Source organism: Spirochaetota bacterium, from assembly GCA_034190085.1.
GTDB lineage: Bacteria > Spirochaetota > UBA4802 > UBA4802 > JAFGDQ01 > JAXHTS01.
The window spans coordinates 99,265-121,447 of sequence record JAXHTS010000015.1 but is presented as its reverse complement, the minus strand read 5'-3'; the positions used below and the strand labels follow the sequence as shown (position 1 = coordinate 121,447).

The following is a 22,183-nucleotide window of genomic DNA, read 5'->3' as shown; positions in this document are numbered from 1 at the left end:
CTACTGAATCAATCTTAAATTGTTTGTCAAATTTTCTTCTTGATTTCATTGACTCCTCCGTTAAGCTTATTATCGTTTCTTTCGCTTAACTTCATGTCCTCTTTTTTGGGGCAAGGCCACCTGATTGACAGAAAAGTAAGTTAGGATCATGTTAAAGATCCTTACCGCTAAAGAATTTCAACTAAAGGCGGGACAATCCCTTCAATTTCGTTCTCAACTTTTTCGATACTTTTTTTTATAGACTTCATTCAAACTATTTTGACCTCTCATTTTAGTACCGTCAATTGCAACTACTTTAAATGAAAGAAGTTGGAGCTTATGACAAAGTTTTAAAAATCTTTGAAAATATTTCTAAACGCTTTATGATTATCTTTTCTAAAATCTGATATTGTTTTAAAATCAGGCGCAAGAGAATTTGTAAGCCATATTAGTTCTTTATTCCGATGACATTCTTTTTCTAATCTCCGGCTACCGCGTATCTTCTCAAAATATCCATAAATATAAATCTTTAATTTCAACTGAGGTCTATATGGAGGAGTTCCCGTATTACCCTTTGGCATCTTAAATCCAAGACCTTCCATATCAAGAGATTCAACATAAGCATCTATAAATCTAACAATATTATCTTCTGCTATTATTTCTTCTATGCATTCATTGAAAAGAAATATCTGCTCCCTGGATGTCCCTTTTATATAATTCATCTTTGAACCTCAATAATTTATTTCACAGCAATCATTTTATTATTATTTGATGATCCGTAAATAATTGCTTTGGTTCTTATAAAAAATTTAATAGTTTTCACACAGTCTGAGAAGTAGTGGTTTTATTCATAATAAATGTCTTTACTTTTATATCATTTATTATAAGCTGGGTAACAGACCTCCCAATCTTAGTTAAGATATTGGTTTAATGATATAATTCAAGGGGAACAAGTAATATTGAACTAATATTATGAAAACCTTCATCCCTTTTATCTGTTTTTTCTTCTTATTACTGCTCAATACCTTCTTTAGATGGCCTGTTGATAACGGAAAAATTACCTCGACCTTTGGTGAATCAAGGGGAGATCACTTCCATGACGGTGTTGATATTATCTCAAGCAACAATAGGGTCTATCCTGTTGCTGATGGAGAACTGCTATATTTCTGGGATAAATCTATTTTTCCCATAGAGAATTATCCTGGTGGCGGTAATTATAAGATTATAAAACATGATGATAATATCTATTCAATTTATATGCATCTAACAGAAGGTTTAGGATATAATAAATTTTACATGACAAATGAAACGCTGGGATCAATTGGCAATACTGGGCGCTCCTATGGAAAGCATCTGCACTTCTCATTATTGAACATATTCGAAAAGAGATCTATCAATCCATTTATCCTTCTTCCTGAGTATACAGATATTCAGCAACCAAAAATATTGGACTTATACATAAGGGTTGCTGATAGGTACTTCATTATAAATGATAATACTAATATAAGAATTACACGCCATTACCCCTTATTAATAAATATCATTGATTCGATAAACAGAAGGGAACGGTTGGGGATATTCAGGTTAAGGGTGATTTTTAACAATCAGAAGGCTATGGAATTGGATTTCTCAGAGATTGCTTATTCAAAAAATGGATTGACAATTGGGGGTAAAACATTTCAGAATCTTTTTGATGAAAAGGGGTATTATAAAATTTGCAATATTACCTATAATGATGGACTGAATCATTTAAAGGTTGTAACCTCTGATTACTCTGGTAATGAATCCACAAAAGAGATATCATTTACTGTAAAATTGGAAATAATCTGATTAATATTATAATAAGCCTTGCAGCCATCAAATCCGATCTCTAAATAAAGAATACCTTAGTCTTATGCCTATTACACTTAAATTTGGCATAAAGCTACACAAGTTAATGTATATTTATCAACCTGAAACAGCATCAATAGGGATGATGCTTTTTGAGGAAGAACATGGTCGAATCTAATCAGATGTTGGAGTATATCTCAAAATATTATTACTAACTATATGGATAGTAATTTATTTGATCTCATAATTCTTATTATATTCACACTATTATCTGCATTCTTTTCTGGTTCAGAAACAGCTTTATTCTCTCTAACCAAGTCCAACCTTCATAAATTCTCCATATCCCTTAGCAAGAGGGAGAGAATCCTTTCAGGAATAATGAGCGCCCCTGAAAAAATATTAATTACCATTCTGGTAGGAAATCTCTTTGTTAATATCGTTCTCTCAGCGATATCCACAAAATTGCTATTAAATGTATGGAGCGGGTACGGCCATTTTATTTCCATTGCAATAGTTTCCATAATTGTGATCATTTTTTGTGAAATTTCACCAAAAATCATCTCTATGAATAATTATGAATCACTCTCCAAAATGGCAATACCAATTCTAAACGGTTTTCACAAAATACTTATGCCTCTACGAGAATTATTACTTGTAATAACCAATGGCATAATAAAGATGCTCAACCTTGAATTGGAAAAAGAAAAAATGATCACAGAAGAAGAATTGGATATGGCGATAAGGATTGGTGAGATGAGAAGAGTGATAAGCAAGGAGGAATTTACCTTTATACAAAATGTTCTCCGCTTCTCAAAAAAAGACGCCCTGAATGTGATGATACCAAGAAATATAGCTGTTTTTATTCCATTTAATGCGACCATCGAAGAGGCTGTAAAAATCTTTCTTGAAGCCGGTGTTGTCAGAGCTCCGGTTTTCAAGGAGGATCGCGATAATATTGTAGGAGTATTGGATTCCAGAGAGCTTGTTCCTTATGTAAGGGGTTATAAAAAGGCGAAGAATATTAACAAGCTTATTCATAATATATATCACTATCCTGCGTCAAAAGAGTTGGGCGAGCTATTAAAGGAGTTTCTAATGAAAAAGATTCAGATCGCAATTGTTATAGATGAATATGGTGGAACGGCTGGTGTAGTGACCCTTTCGTCTATTATATCGGAGTTGATGGGAAGGGACTTTACATTAGGAGATAAGGCAAGGAAATCAGATATAAGACAACTAGATGATGAGACCTGCATTATCTCCGGCGATATGCAGATTGATGATTTTAATTTTAGTTTTAGTGATAATATTGAAAGCACAGATTCAGAAACTATTGGAGGCTATATAATTGAAAAGCTTGGATACTTCCCCAAGAGAAAAGAAAAGCTTATAACAGAGAGACATGTCTTTAAAATAAGAAATATAAAAAAGAATAGGATTGAATCTATAGAATTAATTCCCAGGGAGAGAGGGTGAATATTAACTGGATAAAGAATATTTTTCACTAAGAGCTTGGAATGCATCGCTAATTCTCTTCAAATAGAGGCTTACTGATTATTATGGAAAACCTTTTATATGAGATATTAATCTTTATCTTAATATTATGTTCAGCCTTCTTTTCCGGGGCTGAAACATCAATTATCTCTGCAAATAGCATCAAGTTGAATACCATTTCACAAAAGGGTGATAGGAAAGCGGAGAGGGCCTTAAATATTCTTAAGAATAAAGATGAAGCCCTTGGAATGATACTCATTGGCAATAATATCTCAAATATCTCGGCTACATCCTTTATTACATTTATTGCGACGAAGTCATTCCTGTTTGGTGAATATGAGCTGTTTATAATAACGACTATTCAGACCATCATTTTTCTAATCTTCTGCGAGATTGTTCCAAAAATAGTTGCACGATCAAAAGCGGAATCCTATTTAATGACTTTATCCTATTTAATCTCAATATTGATTATAATTCTAAAACCCGCTGTTTCAACTTCATTATTCTTCTCCAAAAGATTACAACAGATATTTAATCTTGATAAGTCAAGATCCTCTATCATTGGCTCAAGGGATGAAATAGGTCTATTATTCAAACTGGGGGAGAGGGAGGGGATAATAACCAATGATCATCAAGCCTTTGTGTCAGAGATCCTTTCCTTTAAAAAGATAACCGCTGAAGAGGTAATGACTCCTACAATAGACATTGTATCTATTGAGAAGAGGAAGAGTATTAGACAGCTGGTTTCCTTAGTGGAGAAAACCCGATTTTCTAGGATACCCGTTTATGATAAAAGAGTGGATAATATTATCGGATATGTTCATTACAGGGATATATTGCACAAAAAAAACATAGAAAAAATTGATGATATACTAAAAAAGCCATTTTATATACCAGCCACAAAGAGAATATCTGAGCTGCTTCCTGAGATACTTGAGAGTAAAACACACCTGGCTTTTGTGGTTAATGAATTTGGTGCGGTTGAAGGTTTGGTTACGAAGGAGGATATTGCCGAAGAGATTGTTGGGGAGATTCAGACAAGGGACCACCCTGATGAAGAATTAATAAAGAAGATTAGTGATAAGAAATATATATTAAGCGGAAGCCTGGATATCGATTACTTCCAGAAAGTGTTCGGTATTGATATTGATAAAAAGGGATTTGAAACAATTGCGGGTTTCATAAATTATTTTTCCGGGAAGATACCTGGAAAAGGCGATAGAATTGAATACAATGGATATACCTTTATTGTTGATGAAGCGACTGAAAAATCTGTAGAAAAAATATTATTAATAATGAAGGATGTATAGGTCGTTTTAAAACATTACCATGTTACAGAAAAAAACCTCTCACTCGAAGAGAGAGGGGATCTCATTACCTCACAATTGGCTAATGGTGATGACCAATAGATACTAAAACTCTCTACACCTGTAGCCGACATTTCTTACAGTTTCAATAATCGAGTTAAATTCATTTCCCAGTTTAACACGAAGTCGTCGAATATGAACATCCACCGTTCTAGTGCCGCCAACATACTCTGTGCCCCATATCTTGCCAAGGAGTTCCTTTCGTGAATATACAACCCCCGTATTCTGAACAAGATAGCGAAGAAGCTCAAATTCCTTGAATGTAAGTTCAAGTTTGATATTTCGTAAATAAACCGAATACTCCTTTAAATTAATTTTAATGCTCCCTATAGATATAATATTTTCATTATCAAAAGAACTACTTTCTCTGATAAATCTATTGAGCCGCACTAACAACTCACCCTTCCTGAATGGATATAGAATAAACTCTTCAAAAAACCATTCTATATCAATATTAGAAAGAAACTTAATCCTTAATATGAGTAAAACCGGTATTATTTGAAGCTTCTTTCTAATCCTGGAAAGATAAAATTGAATAACATCCCTTGAATCAAAAAAGTCAACATCAACAGCAAGAATTATAATCTCACCTGGATTAATAGAGTCTACTGACCTATAATTCCTAAGCCTAAAGCTTGGGATATTTACCTTGAACTCTTCAATTATTTCTGAATTATTCGATAATAATCCGATGCTACCTTCCAATTGTTTCTCCAGATAATAGATCCCTGAATATTTCAATATAACGCATAGCTATCGGTTCAGCATAAAAGTCAATAATCTTTTTGGAATTGTTTTCAGAACAATTATCATAAAACTCTTTATCTTTGTAGAATTTCAGAATAGCCTCAGAGCAGGCCTTAATATCTCCAACATCTATAAGAATGGCATTTTCTCCATTAATTAAAAAATCAGTCTGGCCTCCATGATTTGTGCACACTATAGGTAGTCCACAGTACATAGCCTCCATATAGACGATACCAAATCCCTCATGCATTGATGGCAAAATAAAAATATCTGATACTGAAAGATATTTATACTTTTCCTCATCCGATAGATACCCTAAAAAGTGAATTCTTTTTTCAAGTTTTAGATTTTTTACGAGATTCTCCAGATTTATCCTATCAGGTCCATCACCTACTATAAATAATTGTATCCTATCATCTGGTATCATGCTTATAGCATTAATAATAACGTCCATCGCCTTTCTTTTAACTAGTCTTCCTATTGTAATGAGAATGAACTCATCTGATTTTATCTTCATCTCTTTCCTGGTAATAACTGGTATTTCTGTCGGATGGTAAGCAAGGGGAACAATCTTAATCTCCTTCCAGGGTTTATAATACTTGATCGCATTCAGTTTTGTGTTACTCGATTGAGCTATAATTTCATCTGCACGATTTAAAATAAATCTTACGATTATTCTGAAAAAAACATTCCTATGAGGAGACATGCTTTTGCTTGGATCATATATATCCCCGCCGTGAAGTGAAAGCACATTTGGTGTATGAAACAACTTCCCGAGCAGATAACCAACAGGGCCTGATGGAACAGCAAAATGTGTATTAATAATATTATATCTGTTTTTTCTGAAAAGGCGCATCCCTATGATAAGGGCGCTCGGAAGAAATGATAGCATTGATATAAATGTTGCTGCATCTTTTGACTTTCTGAAAAAGGTTTTTGCCCTGTAGATGCTTATTTCATCCCTAACCTCGAATGGTTTTAATCTTTTAAAAGAAGAGGTTAGCACGTCAATCCTTGCCAATTTTCTCCATTCTTTTGCAAGATCGCTAGACGCTATACCACCCCCACCTCCCAACGGTGGAAATTCATAGTTAATAATTAATATTCTTAAATCTTTATTGTTCCCTTTTCCCATGTCTATTGTTCTCTTTTATTTCTATACAATTTAGTCAACTGCCTTTGCCAGTCGAAATCATAACAAGGTCTAATGTAATAACATAACAAACTTACATGCTGATGCTTATTATTGCAGGCCTATTTACTCATGTTTATAAAACAGACTCTACCTTAATGGTAGAAGATGCGGGGGGTATGTATATCATATTTTTCCAATATGATTATGTTAATATCAAATGAACATCTATATTCCCCTAATCTCACAAATTTGCGCAAAGGAATGAACGATTCTCTTGAATTCATATATAATCGAAGAGGGATAGGGTTTGTATTCTTGTAAAGAAGAATCAAGCGTTTTTCTGTTTGTAAATTGTTGAAGATAATACTTATTAACCGAGCCAATCTCCCTCTTAATGATCTTGAAATCATCTATTGTCACTAGGTCCGGGACACAGGTTGTTCTTAGTTCAAAGTCTAAACCTGATTCTTTAACGATCTGAATAGTAGCTTTTATTTTAGAAAAATCAACTCGCTTGCTGGTTACAAGCTCATATTTTTCTGGTGACGTTTTTACATCAATGGCAATATAATCTATGAGGTTTTTGCTCAGAAGTCTTTCAATAACCTCAGGTCTAAGACCATTGGTATCAACCTTTATGGATAGGGGTATCTTCTTTACAGATTCGATAAATGTATCAATCTTATTTTGCAGAGTTGGCTCGCCTCCTGTTAGCACGACTCCATCTATCAAACCGCGTCTTTTTTTAAGAAAGCATAAAACATCTTCCTCTTTATAAATCTGAAGACTTTTGCTATCCTTCGCAAGTTCAGGGTTGTGACAATAGCAGCACCTCAGATTGCATCCCCCTGTAAATAAAACAGAACATATCTTTCCGGGGTAATCAATCAGAGATGTTTTGAGAATTCCCTTTATATTCATAGAGATGTGTAGTTTTCGATCCCTTCAACTTTAGTTCCTTTCTCTCATAAAACTCTTCCTGTTTCCCTTTATTCCATTGATTGATAGGCCTGTAGTATCCCACAACCCTGGAATACACCTCAACTGGGATCTTTTTTCCCTTCTTCATCCTTTACTCCTTTATAAAAACATATTACATTGCTAATTTGCCATCAAAATCAAATTCCTCTGTTATAACCTCAATTCCATATAGATCTAGTTCTTCCCGGGTATGCTCATAAGGACAATATTTGTGAGATCCAGGAATGTAACCATGAATCGGACAGATGCTAAAGGTCGGCGTTATTGTGAAATAGGGTATTGTGTAATTCTGCGAAATTCTCTTTATTAGGACCTTTACAAGTTGAGGATCATCAATCTTCTCACCAATGAAGCAGTGAACCACCGTGCCACCTGTAAAGAGGGATTGCAGATCATTTTGATAATCGAGAAGGTCAAAGATATCATCAGTAACCCCGACTGGAAGATGGACTGAGTTTGTGTAATATGGCTCATCCACCCCTGAGGTAATTATATTAGGAAAGGCGGTTTTGTCATGTTTTGCTAATCTATAACTTACACCTTCAGCCGGTGTGGCCTCAAGATTATATAGATTGCCAGTCTCCCTCTGATAGTCCATTATTCGCTCCCTCATATATTGAAGAGCCATCACAGAGAACTCCTTTCCTTCTTTTGTCGATATATCCTTATTCATGAGATTCAGGCATGCTTCATTCATGCCAATAAGTCCAATTGTGGAGAAATGATTAATCCAATATTTACCCGTCCTTTGAAAAATATCCATAAGATAATATTTTGTATACGGATACAGATTATTCATGGAGAAGTTCTCTAAAACCTTTCTCTTAATCTCAAGTGCATCCTTAGCCAAATCCATAATGCTTGACAATCTGTTTAGAAAATCATCCTCACTCGTTGACTGATATGCTAAGCTAGGCATGTTTATTGTAACTACACCGATGCTTCCGGTGAGTGGATTAGCCCCAAACAATCCGCCCCCCCTCTTTCTTAGTTCTCTGTTATCGAGTCTCAATCTGCAGCACATAGACCTTGCATCCTCCGGATCCATATCTGAGTTTACAAAGTTGGCAAAATAGGGAGTTCCATATTTTGCGGTCAATTCCCAAAGCTTTTCCAATGATGGATTATCAAAATCAAAATTTTTCGTTATGTTGTAGGTTGGAATTGGAAAAGTGAATATTCTATGTTTTGCATCACCCTCTAAGAGGCATTCTATAAAGGCCTGATTGAATAGATTCGACTCCTCCTGAAATTCAGAATATTTCAAATTTTTCATCTTTCCACCCACAATAACATAATCCTCTGCTATATTTGAGGGTATATTGACGTCAAGTGTTACATTTGTAAAGGGTGTCTGAAATCCCACCCTTGTAGGAATATTCATATTGAAAATAAACTCCTGAAGACACTGCTTAATCTCTCTGTATGAAAGGTTGTCATATCTAATATAGGGAGCTAAATATGTATCCAGATTTGCGAAAGCTTGTGCACCCGCTGATTCACCTTGAAGAGTATAAAAGAAATTAACGATCTGCCCAAGAGCGCTTCGGAAATGCTTAGCCGGTCTGCTTTCCACTTTGCCCTTAACCCCTCCAAATCCTCTAATCAGAAGATCCTTTAAGTCCCACCCTACGCAATATGCTGAGAGCAGACCAAGATCGTGAATATGAAAATCGCAGTTAATGTGCGCCTGTCTAATCTCTGGGGGATATATCTTTTCTAACCAATATTTTGCGGTTATTGCTGAGGCTATGTGGTTGTTCAGCCCTTGTAGGGAATAGCTCATATTGCTATTTTCATTTACGCGCCAATCGGTTCGATCGAGATACTCCTCAACAAGCTTCATCCCTTCATCGAGAAGTTCCTTCCCTTCCCTTATCTTTCTATGCTGTTCTCGATAAAGAATGTATGCCTTGGCAACCTTGGCATGTCCTCTTTCAATCAATATCTTTTCTACGAGATCCTGAACCTCTTCAACAGTTGGAATCCTCTCGTCTTTATAGATCACCTCAAGGATGCCGACTACTGATGCGGAAACCATTTGTGCTGACTCCCTATCGCTTCCGCCTACTGCTTTTACAGCTTTATAGATAGCTGAGGTTATTTTCTCAGAATCGAAGGAAACAACCCTCCCATCTCTCTTTCGAATATGTTTAAGCTGGGTTATACTCTCTTCCATTATTTTTGCTCCAGGTTCTTAATTGTTAAAGGTTTCTGATCATCTGCTAATTGATATGTTTATATTATAGTAGAAAAAAATTAATAAAGGACGCACACTTCGAGGACCTAAATTCCTTCATCTCAACCATTGGGGAGGATGTTAGCATATTCTTTTCTTCTGAATTGAAACCGATTTTATGAAAGCTGAATATCTTTATACATGTCCTGACATTTCAGTCAATCAATTAATAATATTATGTCACAAAAAACATTGTACATCTCTAATGCAGTTGAAACACTCTTAGCTTGGGTGTAGGATTTCCATAAAGATTGTGTTTTTGTATTACTTTTATTAAATCATTGTGCCGATAAGAAAATCAGTAAAATATATTGTTTTAGATATGGGAAAAACCAATAATTACAGGAGAAGCTTACATGAAAAAAATAGCAATTTGTTTCGTCGTGTCATTATTATTTATCACCCTATCACCAATCATGGCAAACCTCGGGAATGACATTATTGACAAGATTAAACCCACTGAAAGCGATATCCCCAATGGCTTTATGTATGGGATAATACCCGATTATGCCAGGAAGATCCTTAAAGAAAACCCATGGGCTATGGATAAAAACGCAATTAAAAAACTAACGGACAAGATATACCCTCAAGGCGATTATAAAAAAATATCGAAAATCCATATGACAATCATGGCAAAGAAAGAAACACCTCATGGGGATGACATAGTCTGTTATATAATTCAATTTAGAGACCGCGCTTCAGCTAAAGTCGAAATTGAAAAACTAGCAGAGTTTGTTGAATTCAATAAAGATAGATCAATTGTAGTCACTAAGGAAAACATGGTAGTCTACCTTCATGTAGATGATGTCGAAAATTTTCACATTATACGAAAAATGTCAAAGAAAATAGAAAAAAATCTAACAGGTTTAATCAAAAAATAATACATTAATATAGATTTTTCTTTGTGAATAATTCCTCAAGCTCATCTGCCTTTGCTGCAATATAGGTTAAGGTTTTCATAAACTGTTGAGGATCACAATGGTTTAATAGAATTGAGTCCCTTAAGATTAGCGTCTCATCTAATAGTGCCATCGCTCCATAGTCAAAGGTTGAATTTAGCTTTAGGGAATATTTATACAGTTCAAATGAGTCCCTCTTTAACCTTGCTATAACAGAAAAGTAGTTAATAATTCTATCACCCGACTCATCTTTAGAAAGGGTTATCAATACCTCCTGTGTCCTATTATTATCAAACTCGATATTAGTGATATATGTATCGTCCTTATCCTTATGAAATTTGATCTTAAACTCACTTGCTATTGCTGCGATAAATCCATCAAAATAATCCATATCCCGATCCGGCCTCCTACAAAAGACTTCTAAGCATTTCAGGGTTTACATTACCCTGAGTTCTAATAGCAATGTTAGGATTCTCTATAAGTTCCCTTCCAATCTGTCCCAATGATTTTGAGTAGTCTGTATTTGGATTATAATAATAATTACTCATAGGATCAATAATAGTATTCCTTGCATTACTTAGCAAATTCTCAACTAATATGGCCTTATTGCTCAGGTTGTCCGATAAAATGTCTATTCTATTTAACTCAGGCCTTCCTCCTGATTCTAGCTCAGAAGATAATATATTTAGTTTATCAATTTCACTCTTGATTGGCGGCAGACTGTTAATAATATCTTCATCACCATTCCCGATTCCTCTGTTTTCAACATTAGCCAAGTCCACAGTATTAACCATTCCTTCATTCATCTCACTAAGCGAGATTTTAATACTCGACATTACCTCACTGAATTCAGTGTATTCGATTTTCCCTCCTGTGATAGCCTCTGAGGCAATATTTCTCAACCTTGAGGATATCTCAAGGGCTTTATTAATAAAGACTTGGGCCATATTGGCTATTATAAAGGCATCTATTAACTCCCTACCCCTTGAAGCATTTGTTGAAACTGATTCATGGATCTGTGGGGTTATTCTATTAGAATTCGCTACTCTCTTATCAGGTGGGGCTACTCCTGCCCCCCTTCTCCCATATAAAACCTCATAAACGTCTGCATTAATTTTCATTTATAACTCCCTCCCTTGACTTTATTCTATGTCTTCATTATAATATACCCCTATGAGTGATATTTTGGTGTATGAAATATTGCGTTATAATACTCCATACCCCTTTAATTCTTATATGATAATTAAAACATTGTATAATGATCCCTCCAATTTGTGGAGATATCTTTATTAATTATGTAAATGCATTGGACAATATATATTGTAGGTACTAAAATTCATTAGAATACTAATGGTAGTATATCACTTGAATAGTGTCAATTTGTTTGTGGAAGATTTTTTGCTTTTTGTATATAATTAATAGTTGAAGTAAAGATACTAATATCCTTGAAAGGATGTATAGAAATTCTTCCTCTAATATCCAAATTCATATGAAACGACATGTTAATATAATTATTATAATACTATTCCTCTCTTACATAGCATGCGGCAATAGTAATGAAGGAAACAAGGTGTCAATCGAGCAGATCAATAGTGATAACTCTAATAACTATAGGTATATATTCAGAAAATCTATTTCAAACGATAGATTAAGGGAGAAAAGGAATAAAAGGGATGCCTTTAAAGACTGACCTTTTTGCGATATAACTGAAAGAAGGGATAGGATTAACCCTTTATTAAAAACGATTATAACAAGGTTCGATGATGTTTCCCGATAAAAAACAACATATAATAACAAACAGGAAATCTAATTCACACTTTCAAATACATTAATTTATTAAAAGAAGCCGCTTCCGACAAATTCAAATCTTTTATGAATGGACCTTTTACAAACAAATTGATAAAACCATCTGCTTGATAGAAAAAACCCCTTATATTTTAGGGATGATTTCAGCAATATTAAATCTGAATCCTCTCTTAGAAAAAAGCCACGAATATTGGAATGCTGGATGGGCGAGACTACTGAATAGATTGCATTGCCTTCTGAGATATATCCCTTAAAATAGTGTATATCCGTTTTTAGGTATGAATGAAGAAATACCTCAAACCCAACACCAAATAATTTGGAGGAATTTACATTATTACCACTCTGATAGGTGTTATATAATCTGAGCTTCAGGAGTTTTGAAATTTCTAATCTAGTCGATTCTCTTAATTGAAATTTCTTTTCACTATCATCTGACTTCTTCTCAATCCTCCTGAGAATAATATTCAAATCCTTAAAAAAACCATATGAATAGTGAAGATATATCCTCTCCCTTTGAGTATTTGGCAATTCATCATATCTTGAACTCGTTACTGATGATTTCTTTTGCGATGATATTGAGGTTCCTATCTTGAGATTTCGAAATGGCCTAAGCTCAGCATCAAAGAACCACCCTTTTTCCGGATAATCCTCACCTACAGATGAGCTATAGGGGGAGTAGTATTCAGGGCCCACATCCTTCCCAATAATCGAAATGACAAGAAACGGAGGTGTAAATATAATCCCATGTAGATAGCCGTATCCATATATATTATCACTTACATTTTCTTGTATCTCACTTATTTCATTTTTCATCTCTCTATTGGCAACGGATCCCTCAAAGAAAATAGAAATAAAATCATCTCTATATTCTGAAACGAAACCGCATCCCAACAAACTTGAGATACCATAGGATTGATCTCCAGTTTCATCAAAATCCCAAAGAATCTCCCCACCGCTAACAGATTGCAGATCAGCAGACAAATAGTAGACTTGGAAAAAGAATAGATCCATCGCGCTAAGAGACAACATTGCGCCATGAGTATGCATATCTATTGGCTCATTATGGTTATATTCCTTTGTAAGTTTATAATCTATTGCATCCATACTGCCGGTGGTTTTGCCAACGTTATATGAATTCTCATCTATGAACCTCTCCTTTATTGAGTAGAATATATTTAAAGACAGCTTTATTTCTGATATCTCTTCCTTCAGTGAAGCGCTGAGACCGTTAAATGCAAAGATTGGATTTCCACTTCCGCATGGCTTGAAGACATCCCTAGAGGCAATATTCATCCTCGGTGAAAAAACGTCAGGATCGTATATCCTCTTTCGTCCAACCATAAGTCCGTATCCAAAGTTGACATAATAATTTCCGATAATAAAAGAAGCATAAGGGGAGATGTCGCCTAAAGCGAGGCTGTAGGTATATTTATTATCATTATATTTGTCTATATGGACATAGGCAAACCGCAGGCTGCTATCATTGCTGAACACAACCTTAAACTTCTCTCTATAAAACGTTCTTTCAATTTCGCTATAATCTATTGAATCCTTCCTATACTCGCTTTGAATATAGTATTCCGGCCTCACTATAATCTCTGAGCTTATCACGACCATTGGACTAAGGATGATAGAGAGGAGGGAAACGAATATAGGCAATATCAATATAAGATATCGTTGCATATCTCTATTATTAAATCCTTCTCCTCAATTAAAAGATCAGATATATTCTCTATCTCAAGAATAATCTCTTCTCTCCTCTTTTCTCTGGAGAGTTCAGCTATCCTTAGAGCTGTGGATGCGCTTATTCCGGATTCCAATAGCATTTGAAATAGCATTTTCCTAGTTTCTATGTTGTAAGGACGATGAGATCGTTTCTTGTATTGAAGCCTTTTATATTTAATGGCTTTACTATCATCCTCATTCGTCTTTCTCTCTGACTTTTTGGCAAGTCCACATATATATCTATCGAGTTTATCAACCTCACCTGCAGTCAATCCAATCTGGAAAAGCGCCTTTCGGGTGACCGGACCAATGATATTTCTGTATTTAATGATTCTCTCAGCAATCTCTTTGGTGAGCAAGGGTATATCCCTTAATTCATCAATAGTGCAGTTGTTTACATTAACCCTCTTAATGGTTTTGGGTATACTACGTCGGTATATCCTTTTATTGTAATTAACCTGATTAAAGGGCAGATTGTGGCTCGTAAGTGTGATTCCCACTGAATGGGTTAAGCCTAGGTACGGATGATGCCTCAACCCATATGAGAATCTTATTAGATTATATAGAAAAACAATTGCAGCGGCAAAGGATGACATCTCTCTGGAATATCCTGCTTTAATACTTAGAGAGGAGAGCAGGTTTGTTGACAGGGTAAAGGTGTTAATATAATTATAATATAGTTTATTTATATTCCAGGCAAACGAAATCCCCAAGACAGGATGAATGGAGATGCCGAAGCATTTGTCAGGATAAAGAATGTCTTTCCTTTCCTGATTGAATATGGAGTTAATGTTTTCTTGTTGATAACTTACATTTATCCATCTAAAGGGCAGGAAGAGAAGCGACGCCCTAAAATCGGTTAGACCCTCTCTGAAATGAAGTTCCTCGGTATTTATATACAGACTGTAATAGGACATCCCAATCCCAGAATAAAGAAACCTGCATACCCTATACCCGAGGTTAATATTTAGGATATCCTCTCTGTATTCCTCAATTCCAAACCTGCTCCATCCAAGCTGAAGGCCGATGTTATTAAAGGCAGATCCTATCCGCAAATCCCCTGAGTTCATCTCTTCCATTGAGTAGGGCATTTCATATATCGCGCTTATATAAGTTACTTTCCATATGGGCAGATATGCCGGATTGGAGAGATGCCCAAAAGCAGAAGATTCCGAAACAGCATTGTTATATGGGAAGAGAGAGGATGGATGGGTTTTATATTCAAATGATAGAAATAGGGTTTTTGCCAAGATAAATGAAAGGGCAATCATCGTCATTTGTATTTACTCAAAATAATGAAGATACGATCTGATTCAGTCTTCTTCAGCATTTTGCTTGTGGCTTCTATATATCCGATATAGAGGCCTGTGCATGCTCTTCTATTCTGTCCCTTCAGATTCCAATTAAGGTTAAGTCTTCCAGGATGAACATCCCTATAAAGCGGAGATTCATAGATAAGCATTCCTATAGAAGAAAATATTCGGAGTCTAATGCTACATCTTTCATAGACAAACAATCCAATCTCGCCAGCACCAAGAAGAGGGTGCCCGGGAATAATAGTTATTCTCTTCTTTAGAGATCTGAATAACCTTCCTTTGCCTAATACACCACCTGAAAGGATATTCTCTCTACCAGGAGTCTGAAATTTGGTGATTTCAAAATCATCCTGTGAGTTGTTATCAATCGAATTTTTTCTTGATATGCTGCTGTAGGATGAGAGACCACCCGAACCAATATATATCATGCTCTCTTGCGGATCAGGGCCATCAGATTCCAACCACTGCCCGTAATTCTGAGCATCCCGAACATATGACCAGATTGTATCATTTATGCTTCCATCCCTATTTGAATATGCTACAAAGTCTATTATGCCCCCATTTGACGGATCGTCATCAGCATCTATTGCAACCACACAATCACTATTCCACAGGCTGCCATAATAGTTATTGCAATAGACATCAATATATCCGTTCTTATTAGTATCCCCTGTCAGGTCTGACTCATCTGATTTGTTAGCCTCTGTCAGATGGATTACTAAAAATCTATCGTCATATGGTGTCTCAGGTCTATCATAGCTATATATATGTATTGGATCTGAACTAAGTCTTTGGTTATCTCCATAGTACATAGTGACATATAAAGGTGATACATCTATCTTTTCCCTATCCTCGCTATGCAGGAATATCTCAACCCAATCATCGCCTGATGTAGCACAAGCAATCTCGTTTATCAGAAGTCCGGCAAAGGCAGGTATTGTCAGCATTATGTACAGCATCAATATAATTACTGCTTTTATCACTAAGGAAACTCTCTTTCATTAGATCAAATGCTTTTTGCTTCCTGAAATAATGAATAAAAATTGAAGTAATAATAAAGTCAACTATTATATAATAATTAGAGATCAGTTCATGTAATCATATAAAAAAATTAACTATTTGGATATTTATCTTACTAAAAGATTTAGATTTGGCGAATAAAGGTAGTAAAGAAATTATACATTTGAATATAATTAGGAGGGGATCATAAGCCGAATTCTGTTTTTGCAGCCATTTATCTTGGGTACATGTTGCCATGTGCCTCTTTGCGATCTACCCACAACCTCGAGCGGGCAACTCTCAAAGGGTTGTTTACTTGATCTTGCACCGGGTGGGGTTTACACTGCCGCCTGTCTCGCGACAGGCGCGGTGAGCTCTTACCTCGCCTTTTCACCCTTACCAGAAATTGATTCTGGCGGTATTTTTTCTGTTGCACTTTCCGTCGCCTCACGACGCCTGGACGTTATCCAGCACCCAGCCCTGCGGTGTTCGGACTTTCCTCACCGCCTGATCCTGAGATCAGGCAAGCGCGACTGCTTGTTCCCCTCCAGAAATAGTGGATTATAATTATTCTTTATGTTATTTAACTTCAATAAAATGCCCTAAATAATCAAGAAAAATTTATATTGACAGCTAATAGGTCTATCTTGTTAATAACAGTCATTCCCTAATAACAAAGACTCATATGAAAAGTACTACAGATGATTAGCTCGTTGATGAGAGAATCAATCTTTATAATTATAAATCGATAAATGAAAAAAAAGATTCAGATTAATCCTTTTAAAACAAGAGGACATTTTGGAAAATTTGGTGGGAGATATGTCCCAGAGATGCTTATCCCTGCCTTGGATGAATTGGAAAAGGCCTATTTAGAAGCTAAAGCTGACAGGCATTTTAAAGAAGAATTAAGACATACCCTAAAGGTATACTCTGGCAGACCAACCCCCTTATATTTTGCTGAGAATCTGACACGGCATATTCAGGGGGCCAAGATTTATCTGAAACGGGAGGGATTGGGACATACTGGATCTCATAAAATCAATAATGTAATTGGACAGGCGATTCTTGCTAAGAGGATGGGTAAGAAAAGAATTATCGCTGAGACTGGGGCAGGACAGCATGGACTTGCCACAGCAACTGCTGCTGCTAAATTTGGATTTATATGCGAGATATTCATGGGACAAACCGACATCAACCGTCAGAGGCCTAATGTATTCTGGATGGAACAGCTTGGTGCAAAGGTTACACCCGTGACAACTGGAAATATGACCCTCAAGGATGCTGTAAACGAAGCAATACGAAATTGGATAGAGACTTTGGATACAACGCATTTCCTTATCGGTTCAGTGTTAAGCGCTCATCCATACCCTGTAATAGTTAGAGACTTCCAATCAGTTATAGGCAGGGAGGTAATGGTGCAGATGAAGCAGATGGAGGGCAGAGTGCCAGATTATCTTGTTGCCTGTGTTGGGGGTGGAAGCAATTCCATTGGTCTATTCTATCCATTTCTGAATTATGAAAATGTAAAGATGATTGGTGTTGAGGCGGGTGGTCATGGAATAAATACCAATAAGCATGCTGCAAGATTCGCAAAGGGCAGAGAGGGCATGGTGGAGGGGTTTCGATCATTGTTTCTGCAAAACAGTGATGGGCAGACGCTGCCAACTCATTCTGTTGCAGCAGGCTTGGATTATCACGGAGTGGGTCCTGAACATGCCTATCTCCACTCAGTTGGAAGAGTACAGTATGAATATGTTACTGATAAAAAAGTAATTCAAGCCCTTAAGCTATTAATTAAATCTGAGGGGATAATACCAGCCCTTGAATCTTCTCATGCCTTGGCAAAGGGTATTGAGATAGCAGGAAATTTAGATAAGAATAAGACGATAGTTGTTAATATTTCTGGTAGGGGTGATAAGGACATATTCCTTATTGCGGAGGCCCTGAAGGATAAAGAATGGATATCCTTTTTAAAATCCAAGGTTGATAAATCAGAATTTACCTTGATAGATGACCAATGAGTTCTCCTAAAAACAATAAATCGATTATGACGCATATCGTTATCGGCTATCCAACAATGGAGGATAGCATTGAATTGATCACTGCAATGACAGATGCGGGTGTAGACTATATAGAGTTGCAGATTCCCTTCACCGATCCTATTGCAGATGGAAGGACTATTCTTAATGCTAACCAGGTTGCTCTGAAAAATAATATGAGTGTTTCAGATTGTTTCAGATTTGCTCAAGAAATGACCAGCTCCTTTGAGGCTATAGATTTTCTTTTTATGACATACTATAATATTGTTTTTAATTCGGATGTTGAAAAATTTATTAAAAGATCGAAGAGGGCCGGATTATATGGCCTGATAGTTCCTGACATCCCGCCAGAAGAGGATAAAGACAACTTTTATCCAATGTGTAATACGTATAATTTACACCCTGTTCCGGTGTTTTCTCCTACTACAGTCGAAGAGAGGTTATGGAGGATAAGAGAGATCGCTACAGGTTTTGTCTATTGCACATCAAGGATTGGGATTACAGGCGCTGGGAAGAAACCTCATGATAATTTAAGAGACTATATACTCAATGCAAAAAAAATTATTGATCTCCCAATTGCAATTGGATTTGGAATAGACAGCGTTAAATCAGCTAATGCCATTGCAGAGTTTGCTGATATTATTGTGATTGGCAGTAAGCTAATCAACATAGTTGATGAATCGGGAAGCTGTTTTGGAAAGAATGTATACAAATTTTTGTATAAAATAAAAAAATCCCTATCCTAATCCAGAGAGCATAGACATAGCTTTATATTTAAAATCATGCGGATAATAGAATTCATCAGATAATAAAAATAATGAGAAATGAAATCTATTTTTTTATGATTGGTCTCCTTTGAATCCTTTACAATTAGTACTTTCATTATAATATCTTTAACTGATAATAATTAATTTTGGTGATAATAAAATTGGTTTTACTTAAATAAAAAACCGTGTTAAAATAATTATGGATAAGAATATTTTATATGTACATCAGTGAGTCCTAATTGATCTTAGTTGTATATCAATTATAATGTAAACGGGGAGAATACCCAAACAGATGCCTATAACCTTAATAAGAAAAGAGAATCGGTTTTATCCTGATCCCAAAAGAGTAATCGCGCGTTTCTTTATGCCAGGGAATAAAAGGTCTGAGACAATTATTCAAAAAGTATTAAATTTAACGGAGGAACAGGTACAAGCTACACTCAACCAAGTATTAAGAAATTTTTCTAAACGTCATCGTAATATAACAATCATTTTTGAAAAGTACTTCAACAGAATAAAATATTTATTTCATAGCATGAATATTGACCCTGACTCCTTGCCAAAGGAAAGGCAATTACTAATTGGATCATACTTTACAATGGAGTATTCAATTGAATCCTCTGCTTTTTTTAATCCATCAATTGTAGAAGATCCAGATCAGGGTGATTTAGAGGAAGGACAAAGAAGAGTAATAGTAAGTTTTCGCGCCACTGGCGAGGGTCATATCTCATCCATTGTGTTTAGAAGCGGCATCATTGACAAGGACAACAACCTGCAGTTTCAACCAACGGGTAAGCTGGTTGATGTGCCGGAAATAATTAAACGTCATGTCTATGAAAAAAAAGACTTCTTAAAAAAAATTAATGAGATGAATATTCATGAAGAAATTATTGGCCATGAAGAAATTGTTGGCATTGTTATGGATAAAATGAAAAATACATTTAATTACAGTGAACTACAAGCAGTCATTGACGATACCATTGATGACACCAGATTTAATAATGGCATCAGAAAAGTTATTCAAGAGATTAAATGGTTAGCGAGTTCTCATTATGAAATCACCTTTTCACTTGATACCGCAATTTCTGAGAGAGTGATATTCCCGATATCATATACCGAAAGTCATGGTATTGAAGATGCCAGATTTGTCAGGTTTGTGGATGATGATGACACTGTTACCTATTATGCCACTTATACGGCTTATAGCGGACATAACATTCTGCCGCGGTTATTAGAAACAAAAGATTTTTATCATTTTAAAATATCGCCTATTCATGGAGAACAGGCTCAAAATAAGGGGATGGCGCTCTTCCCTCGTAAAATTAATGGCAAATATGCGATGATCTCCCGCATAGATGGCGTGTGCAATTATATTATGTTTTCTGATAATATCAATGTTTGGGAAGAGACCTGTAAAATACAAGATCCAATGTATCCATGGGAATTTATTCAAATTGGAAATTCAGGATCCCCCATTGAAACAGAAAGAGGATGGTTGGTTATTACACATGGTGTGGGTGCAATGAGAAGATATTCTCTTGGGGCAATACTTCTTGATTTGGATGATCCCACCAATGTAATAGCAAAGTTAGATGAACCCATTTTAGTGCCAAACGAGGAGGAGAGGGAGGGTTATGTTCCAAATGTTGTTTATTCCTGTGGATCAATTATTCATAACAATGAACTGATTATTCCATATGCTATGGCAGATTATGCCTCCACCTTTGCCAGCATTCCCCTTGATGATCTATTAAATAAACTATTAAATCATCGATGAATGAAGACTCACTGATACTAATTTCACTGCATATATGAGAAATATGTTTAAGGAGACAACAATCAATATTGTTACTTTCCTAATACTCCATTATAAACCTGTATATAATCATCTACCATTTTTTCCTGACTAAACTTGTTAGTTGCCCATTCTCGACAATACCTGCGCTTAATTGTATACACCTCCTGAGTAGCATCTACCGCCTCATCAATATTGTTTACCAAAAATCCGGTTTTGCCATGTATTATCAACTCAGGCATTGAGCCTTTATTAAAGGCAACAACCGGAGTACCGCAGAGCATTGATTCAACAACACTTAATCCAAATGGTTCAGCGAAATTTATCGGATGAAGCAGGGCGTAGGCTTCTCCGAGTAATTTATTTCTCTTCTCAGGACCGGAGTGTCCAACAAATACAATATCATCATTATTAATGAATGGTTCTACCTTTTCATCATAGTATCTCTGATCTTGGATGATTCCGGAAATGATGAGCCTCATGCCGGATTTTTTTGCAATTTGAATGGACTCATATGTGCCCTTATCATGATGAATCCTTCCAAAATATAATAAATAATCACCAGTCCCTTCGTTAAGGATAAAATCCTCTATCTTAATTCCATTATATACAGTGGCAATATAGTTTAATTCGGAACTGCGATCAGAATTGCTGATGGAAACATAAGAAACTGAATCATTGTATTCTTTGTATACCGGAATAATCTTTGGTGATGAGAACCCATGTATGGTTGTTAACATGGGAGTGTTTATTAGTCGCGAGTATGTAAGAGGCAAAAAATCGTAATTATTGTGAATAATATCAAAGCAATCAGCATGCTCCATTATATGTCCAATATGCATACATTCCCATACCTTGGGATCTATGCTTTTATCCTCTTCATATGGACGTTTTGTAATATATTCCAGTTTCCCTTGTGTTAAGGAGTCCCCAGTAGCAAAAAGCGTTACATCAATCCCCCGTGAAATTAGACCCTCTGCAATATTAGAAGCAACCTGCTCCCAGGGACCATAATGGCGCGGCGGGGTTCTCCAGCAGATTGGCGCTAAAACTGCCACTTTCATG

At 35.8% G+C, this 22,183-nt stretch carries 18 protein-coding genes, 1 other RNA gene and 1 pseudogene; 8 read left to right on the top strand and 12 right to left on the bottom strand.

What is annotated here, in order from left to right:
- Positions 1–329: 329 nt before the first annotated feature.
- Positions 330–701: a transposase gene (locus tag SVZ03_03270; protein ID MDY6933225.1), complete on the bottom strand. Its 372-nt coding sequence runs from the start codon at positions 699–701 to the stop codon at positions 330–332.
- Positions 702–951: 250 nt separating this feature from the next.
- On the opposite strand from SVZ03_03270, the gene SVZ03_03265 reads away from it, so the two are divergent.
- From SVZ03_03265 to SVZ03_03255, 3 genes are all read left to right on the top strand, one after another.
- The gene (locus SVZ03_03265; protein MDY6933224.1) at positions 952–1,809 is read left to right on the top strand and encodes a M23 family metallopeptidase; all 858 of its coding nucleotides are present in this window, start codon (positions 952–954) and stop codon (positions 1,807–1,809) included.
- Positions 1,810–2,028: 219 nt separating this feature from the next.
- Positions 2,029–3,285, top strand: a complete 1,257-nt coding sequence (locus tag SVZ03_03260; protein ID MDY6933223.1) for a hemolysin family protein — start codon at positions 2,029–2,031, stop codon at positions 3,283–3,285.
- Between the two features lie 83 nt (positions 3,286–3,368).
- Positions 3,369–4,613, top strand: coding sequence for a hemolysin family protein (locus SVZ03_03255; GenBank protein ID MDY6933222.1), 1,245 nt, complete (start codon positions 3,369–3,371; stop codon positions 4,611–4,613).
- Between the two features lie 102 nt (positions 4,614–4,715).
- Here SVZ03_03255 and SVZ03_03250 read toward each other — a convergent pair whose 3' ends face one another.
- The 4 genes and pseudogenes from SVZ03_03250 to SVZ03_03235 form a co-directional block, all read right to left on the bottom strand.
- Positions 4,716–5,375 (bottom strand): response regulator transcription factor, encoded by a 660-nt coding sequence (locus SVZ03_03250; GenBank protein MDY6933221.1) that lies wholly within the window; start codon positions 5,373–5,375, stop codon positions 4,716–4,718.
- Positions 5,365–6,552, bottom strand: a complete 1,188-nt coding sequence (locus SVZ03_03245) for a glycosyltransferase family 4 protein (GenBank protein ID MDY6933220.1) — start codon at positions 6,550–6,552, stop codon at positions 5,365–5,367. Before SVZ03_03245 ends, SVZ03_03250 begins: the two co-directional genes overlap by 11 nt.
- 225 nt (positions 6,553–6,777) lie before the next feature.
- Positions 6,778–7,473, bottom strand: coding sequence for an anaerobic ribonucleoside-triphosphate reductase activating protein (locus tag SVZ03_03240; protein MDY6933219.1), 696 nt, complete (start codon positions 7,471–7,473; stop codon positions 6,778–6,780).
- Positions 7,436–9,712, bottom strand: a pseudogene (locus SVZ03_03235) (ribonucleoside triphosphate reductase). The gene SVZ03_03240 and the pseudogene SVZ03_03235 overlap by 38 nt, the downstream one beginning before the upstream one ends.
- 416 nt (positions 9,713–10,128) lie before the next feature.
- Here SVZ03_03235 and SVZ03_03230 point away from each other — a divergent pair.
- Positions 10,129–10,653: a hypothetical protein gene (locus tag SVZ03_03230; protein MDY6933218.1), complete on the top strand. Its 525-nt coding sequence runs from the start codon at positions 10,129–10,131 to the stop codon at positions 10,651–10,653.
- Between the two features lie 4 nt (positions 10,654–10,657).
- Here SVZ03_03230 and SVZ03_03225 read toward each other — a convergent pair whose 3' ends face one another.
- Together SVZ03_03225 and SVZ03_03220 are read right to left on the bottom strand one after the other, a co-directional pair.
- Positions 10,658–11,062: a hypothetical protein gene (locus SVZ03_03225; protein ID MDY6933217.1), complete on the bottom strand. Its 405-nt coding sequence runs from the start codon at positions 11,060–11,062 to the stop codon at positions 10,658–10,660.
- A 16-nt stretch (positions 11,063–11,078) separates the two neighbouring features.
- Complete coding sequence (locus tag SVZ03_03220; GenBank protein ID MDY6933216.1) at positions 11,079–11,792, bottom strand: hypothetical protein; 714 nt, start codon at positions 11,790–11,792, stop codon at positions 11,079–11,081.
- Positions 11,793–12,160: 368 nt separating this feature from the next.
- Between SVZ03_03220 and SVZ03_03215 the strand changes: the two genes are divergently transcribed.
- Positions 12,161–12,361, top strand: coding sequence for a hypothetical protein (locus SVZ03_03215; GenBank protein MDY6933215.1), 201 nt, complete (start codon positions 12,161–12,163; stop codon positions 12,359–12,361).
- A 146-nt stretch (positions 12,362–12,507) separates the two neighbouring features.
- On the opposite strand, the gene SVZ03_03210 is transcribed toward SVZ03_03215, so the two are convergent.
- The 4 genes from SVZ03_03210 to rnpB form a co-directional block, all read right to left on the bottom strand.
- Positions 12,508–14,160: a hypothetical protein gene (locus SVZ03_03210; protein ID MDY6933214.1), complete on the bottom strand. Its 1,653-nt coding sequence runs from the start codon at positions 14,158–14,160 to the stop codon at positions 12,508–12,510.
- A complete protein-coding gene (locus SVZ03_03205; protein MDY6933213.1) occupies positions 14,139–15,479 on the bottom strand; it encodes a helix-hairpin-helix domain-containing protein in 1,341 nt (446 codons plus the stop codon). The genes SVZ03_03210 and SVZ03_03205 overlap by 22 nt, the downstream gene beginning before the upstream one ends.
- Positions 15,476–16,501, bottom strand: a complete 1,026-nt coding sequence (locus SVZ03_03200) for a hypothetical protein (protein ID MDY6933212.1) — start codon at positions 16,499–16,501, stop codon at positions 15,476–15,478. Before SVZ03_03200 ends, SVZ03_03205 begins: the two co-directional genes overlap by 4 nt.
- Before the next feature lie 209 nt (positions 16,502–16,710).
- Positions 16,711–17,066, bottom strand: an RNA gene (gene rnpB / locus SVZ03_03195) — RNase P RNA component class A.
- Positions 17,067–17,269: 203 nt separating this feature from the next.
- Between rnpB and trpB the strand changes: the two genes are divergently transcribed.
- The 3 genes from trpB (at position 17,270) to SVZ03_03180 (ending at position 21,100) form a co-directional block, all read left to right on the top strand.
- The gene (gene trpB / locus SVZ03_03190; GenBank protein ID MDY6933211.1) at positions 17,270–18,538 is read left to right on the top strand and encodes a tryptophan synthase subunit beta; all 1,269 of its coding nucleotides are present in this window, start codon (positions 17,270–17,272) and stop codon (positions 18,536–18,538) included.
- Positions 18,535–19,302, top strand: a complete 768-nt coding sequence (gene trpA / locus SVZ03_03185) for a tryptophan synthase subunit alpha (GenBank protein MDY6933210.1) — start codon at positions 18,535–18,537, stop codon at positions 19,300–19,302. The genes trpB and trpA overlap by 4 nt, the downstream gene beginning before the upstream one ends.
- 313 nt (positions 19,303–19,615) lie before the next feature.
- A complete protein-coding gene (locus SVZ03_03180; GenBank protein ID MDY6933209.1) occupies positions 19,616–21,100 on the top strand; it encodes a glycoside hydrolase family 130 protein in 1,485 nt (494 codons plus the stop codon).
- Between the two features lie 71 nt (positions 21,101–21,171).
- On the opposite strand, the gene SVZ03_03175 is transcribed toward SVZ03_03180, so the two are convergent.
- Positions 21,172–22,182, bottom strand: coding sequence for a glycosyltransferase family 4 protein (locus SVZ03_03175; protein MDY6933208.1), 1,011 nt, complete (start codon positions 22,180–22,182; stop codon positions 21,172–21,174).
- Position 22,183 lies beyond the last annotated feature (1 nt).

Coding starts and splice junctions, on each gene's coding strand:
- SVZ03_03270 (MDY6933225.1), bottom strand. CDS start 701: ATGAATTATATAAAAGGGACATCCAGGGAGCAGATATTTCTTTTCAAT.
- SVZ03_03265 (MDY6933224.1), top strand. CDS start 952: ATGAAAACCTTCATCCCTTTTATCTGTTTTTTCTTCTTATTACTGCTC.
- SVZ03_03260 (MDY6933223.1), top strand. CDS start 2,029: ATGGATAGTAATTTATTTGATCTCATAATTCTTATTATATTCACACTA.
- SVZ03_03255 (MDY6933222.1), top strand. CDS start 3,369: ATGGAAAACCTTTTATATGAGATATTAATCTTTATCTTAATATTATGT.
- SVZ03_03245 (MDY6933220.1), bottom strand. CDS start 6,552: ATGGGAAAAGGGAACAATAAAGATTTAAGAATATTAATTATTAACTAT.
- SVZ03_03240 (MDY6933219.1), bottom strand. CDS start 7,473: ATGAATATAAAGGGAATTCTCAAAACATCTCTGATTGATTACCCCGGA.
- SVZ03_03230 (MDY6933218.1), top strand. CDS start 10,129: ATGAAAAAAATAGCAATTTGTTTCGTCGTGTCATTATTATTTATCACC.
- SVZ03_03225 (MDY6933217.1), bottom strand. CDS start 11,062: ATGGATTATTTTGATGGATTTATCGCAGCAATAGCAAGTGAGTTTAAG.
- SVZ03_03220 (MDY6933216.1), bottom strand. CDS start 11,792: ATGAAAATTAATGCAGACGTTTATGAGGTTTTATATGGGAGAAGGGGG.
- SVZ03_03215 (MDY6933215.1), top strand. CDS start 12,161: ATGAAACGACATGTTAATATAATTATTATAATACTATTCCTCTCTTAC.
- SVZ03_03210 (MDY6933214.1), bottom strand. CDS start 14,160: ATGCAACGATATCTTATATTGATATTGCCTATATTCGTTTCCCTCCTC.
- SVZ03_03205 (MDY6933213.1), bottom strand. CDS start 15,479: ATGACGATGATTGCCCTTTCATTTATCTTGGCAAAAACCCTATTTCTA.
- trpB (MDY6933211.1), top strand. CDS start 17,270: ATGAAAAAAAAGATTCAGATTAATCCTTTTAAAACAAGAGGACATTTT.
- trpA (MDY6933210.1), top strand. CDS start 18,535: ATGAGTTCTCCTAAAAACAATAAATCGATTATGACGCATATCGTTATC.
- SVZ03_03180 (MDY6933209.1), top strand. CDS start 19,616: ATGCCTATAACCTTAATAAGAAAAGAGAATCGGTTTTATCCTGATCCC.
- SVZ03_03175 (MDY6933208.1), bottom strand. CDS start 22,182: ATGAAAGTGGCAGTTTTAGCGCCAATCTGCTGGAGAACCCCGCCGCGC.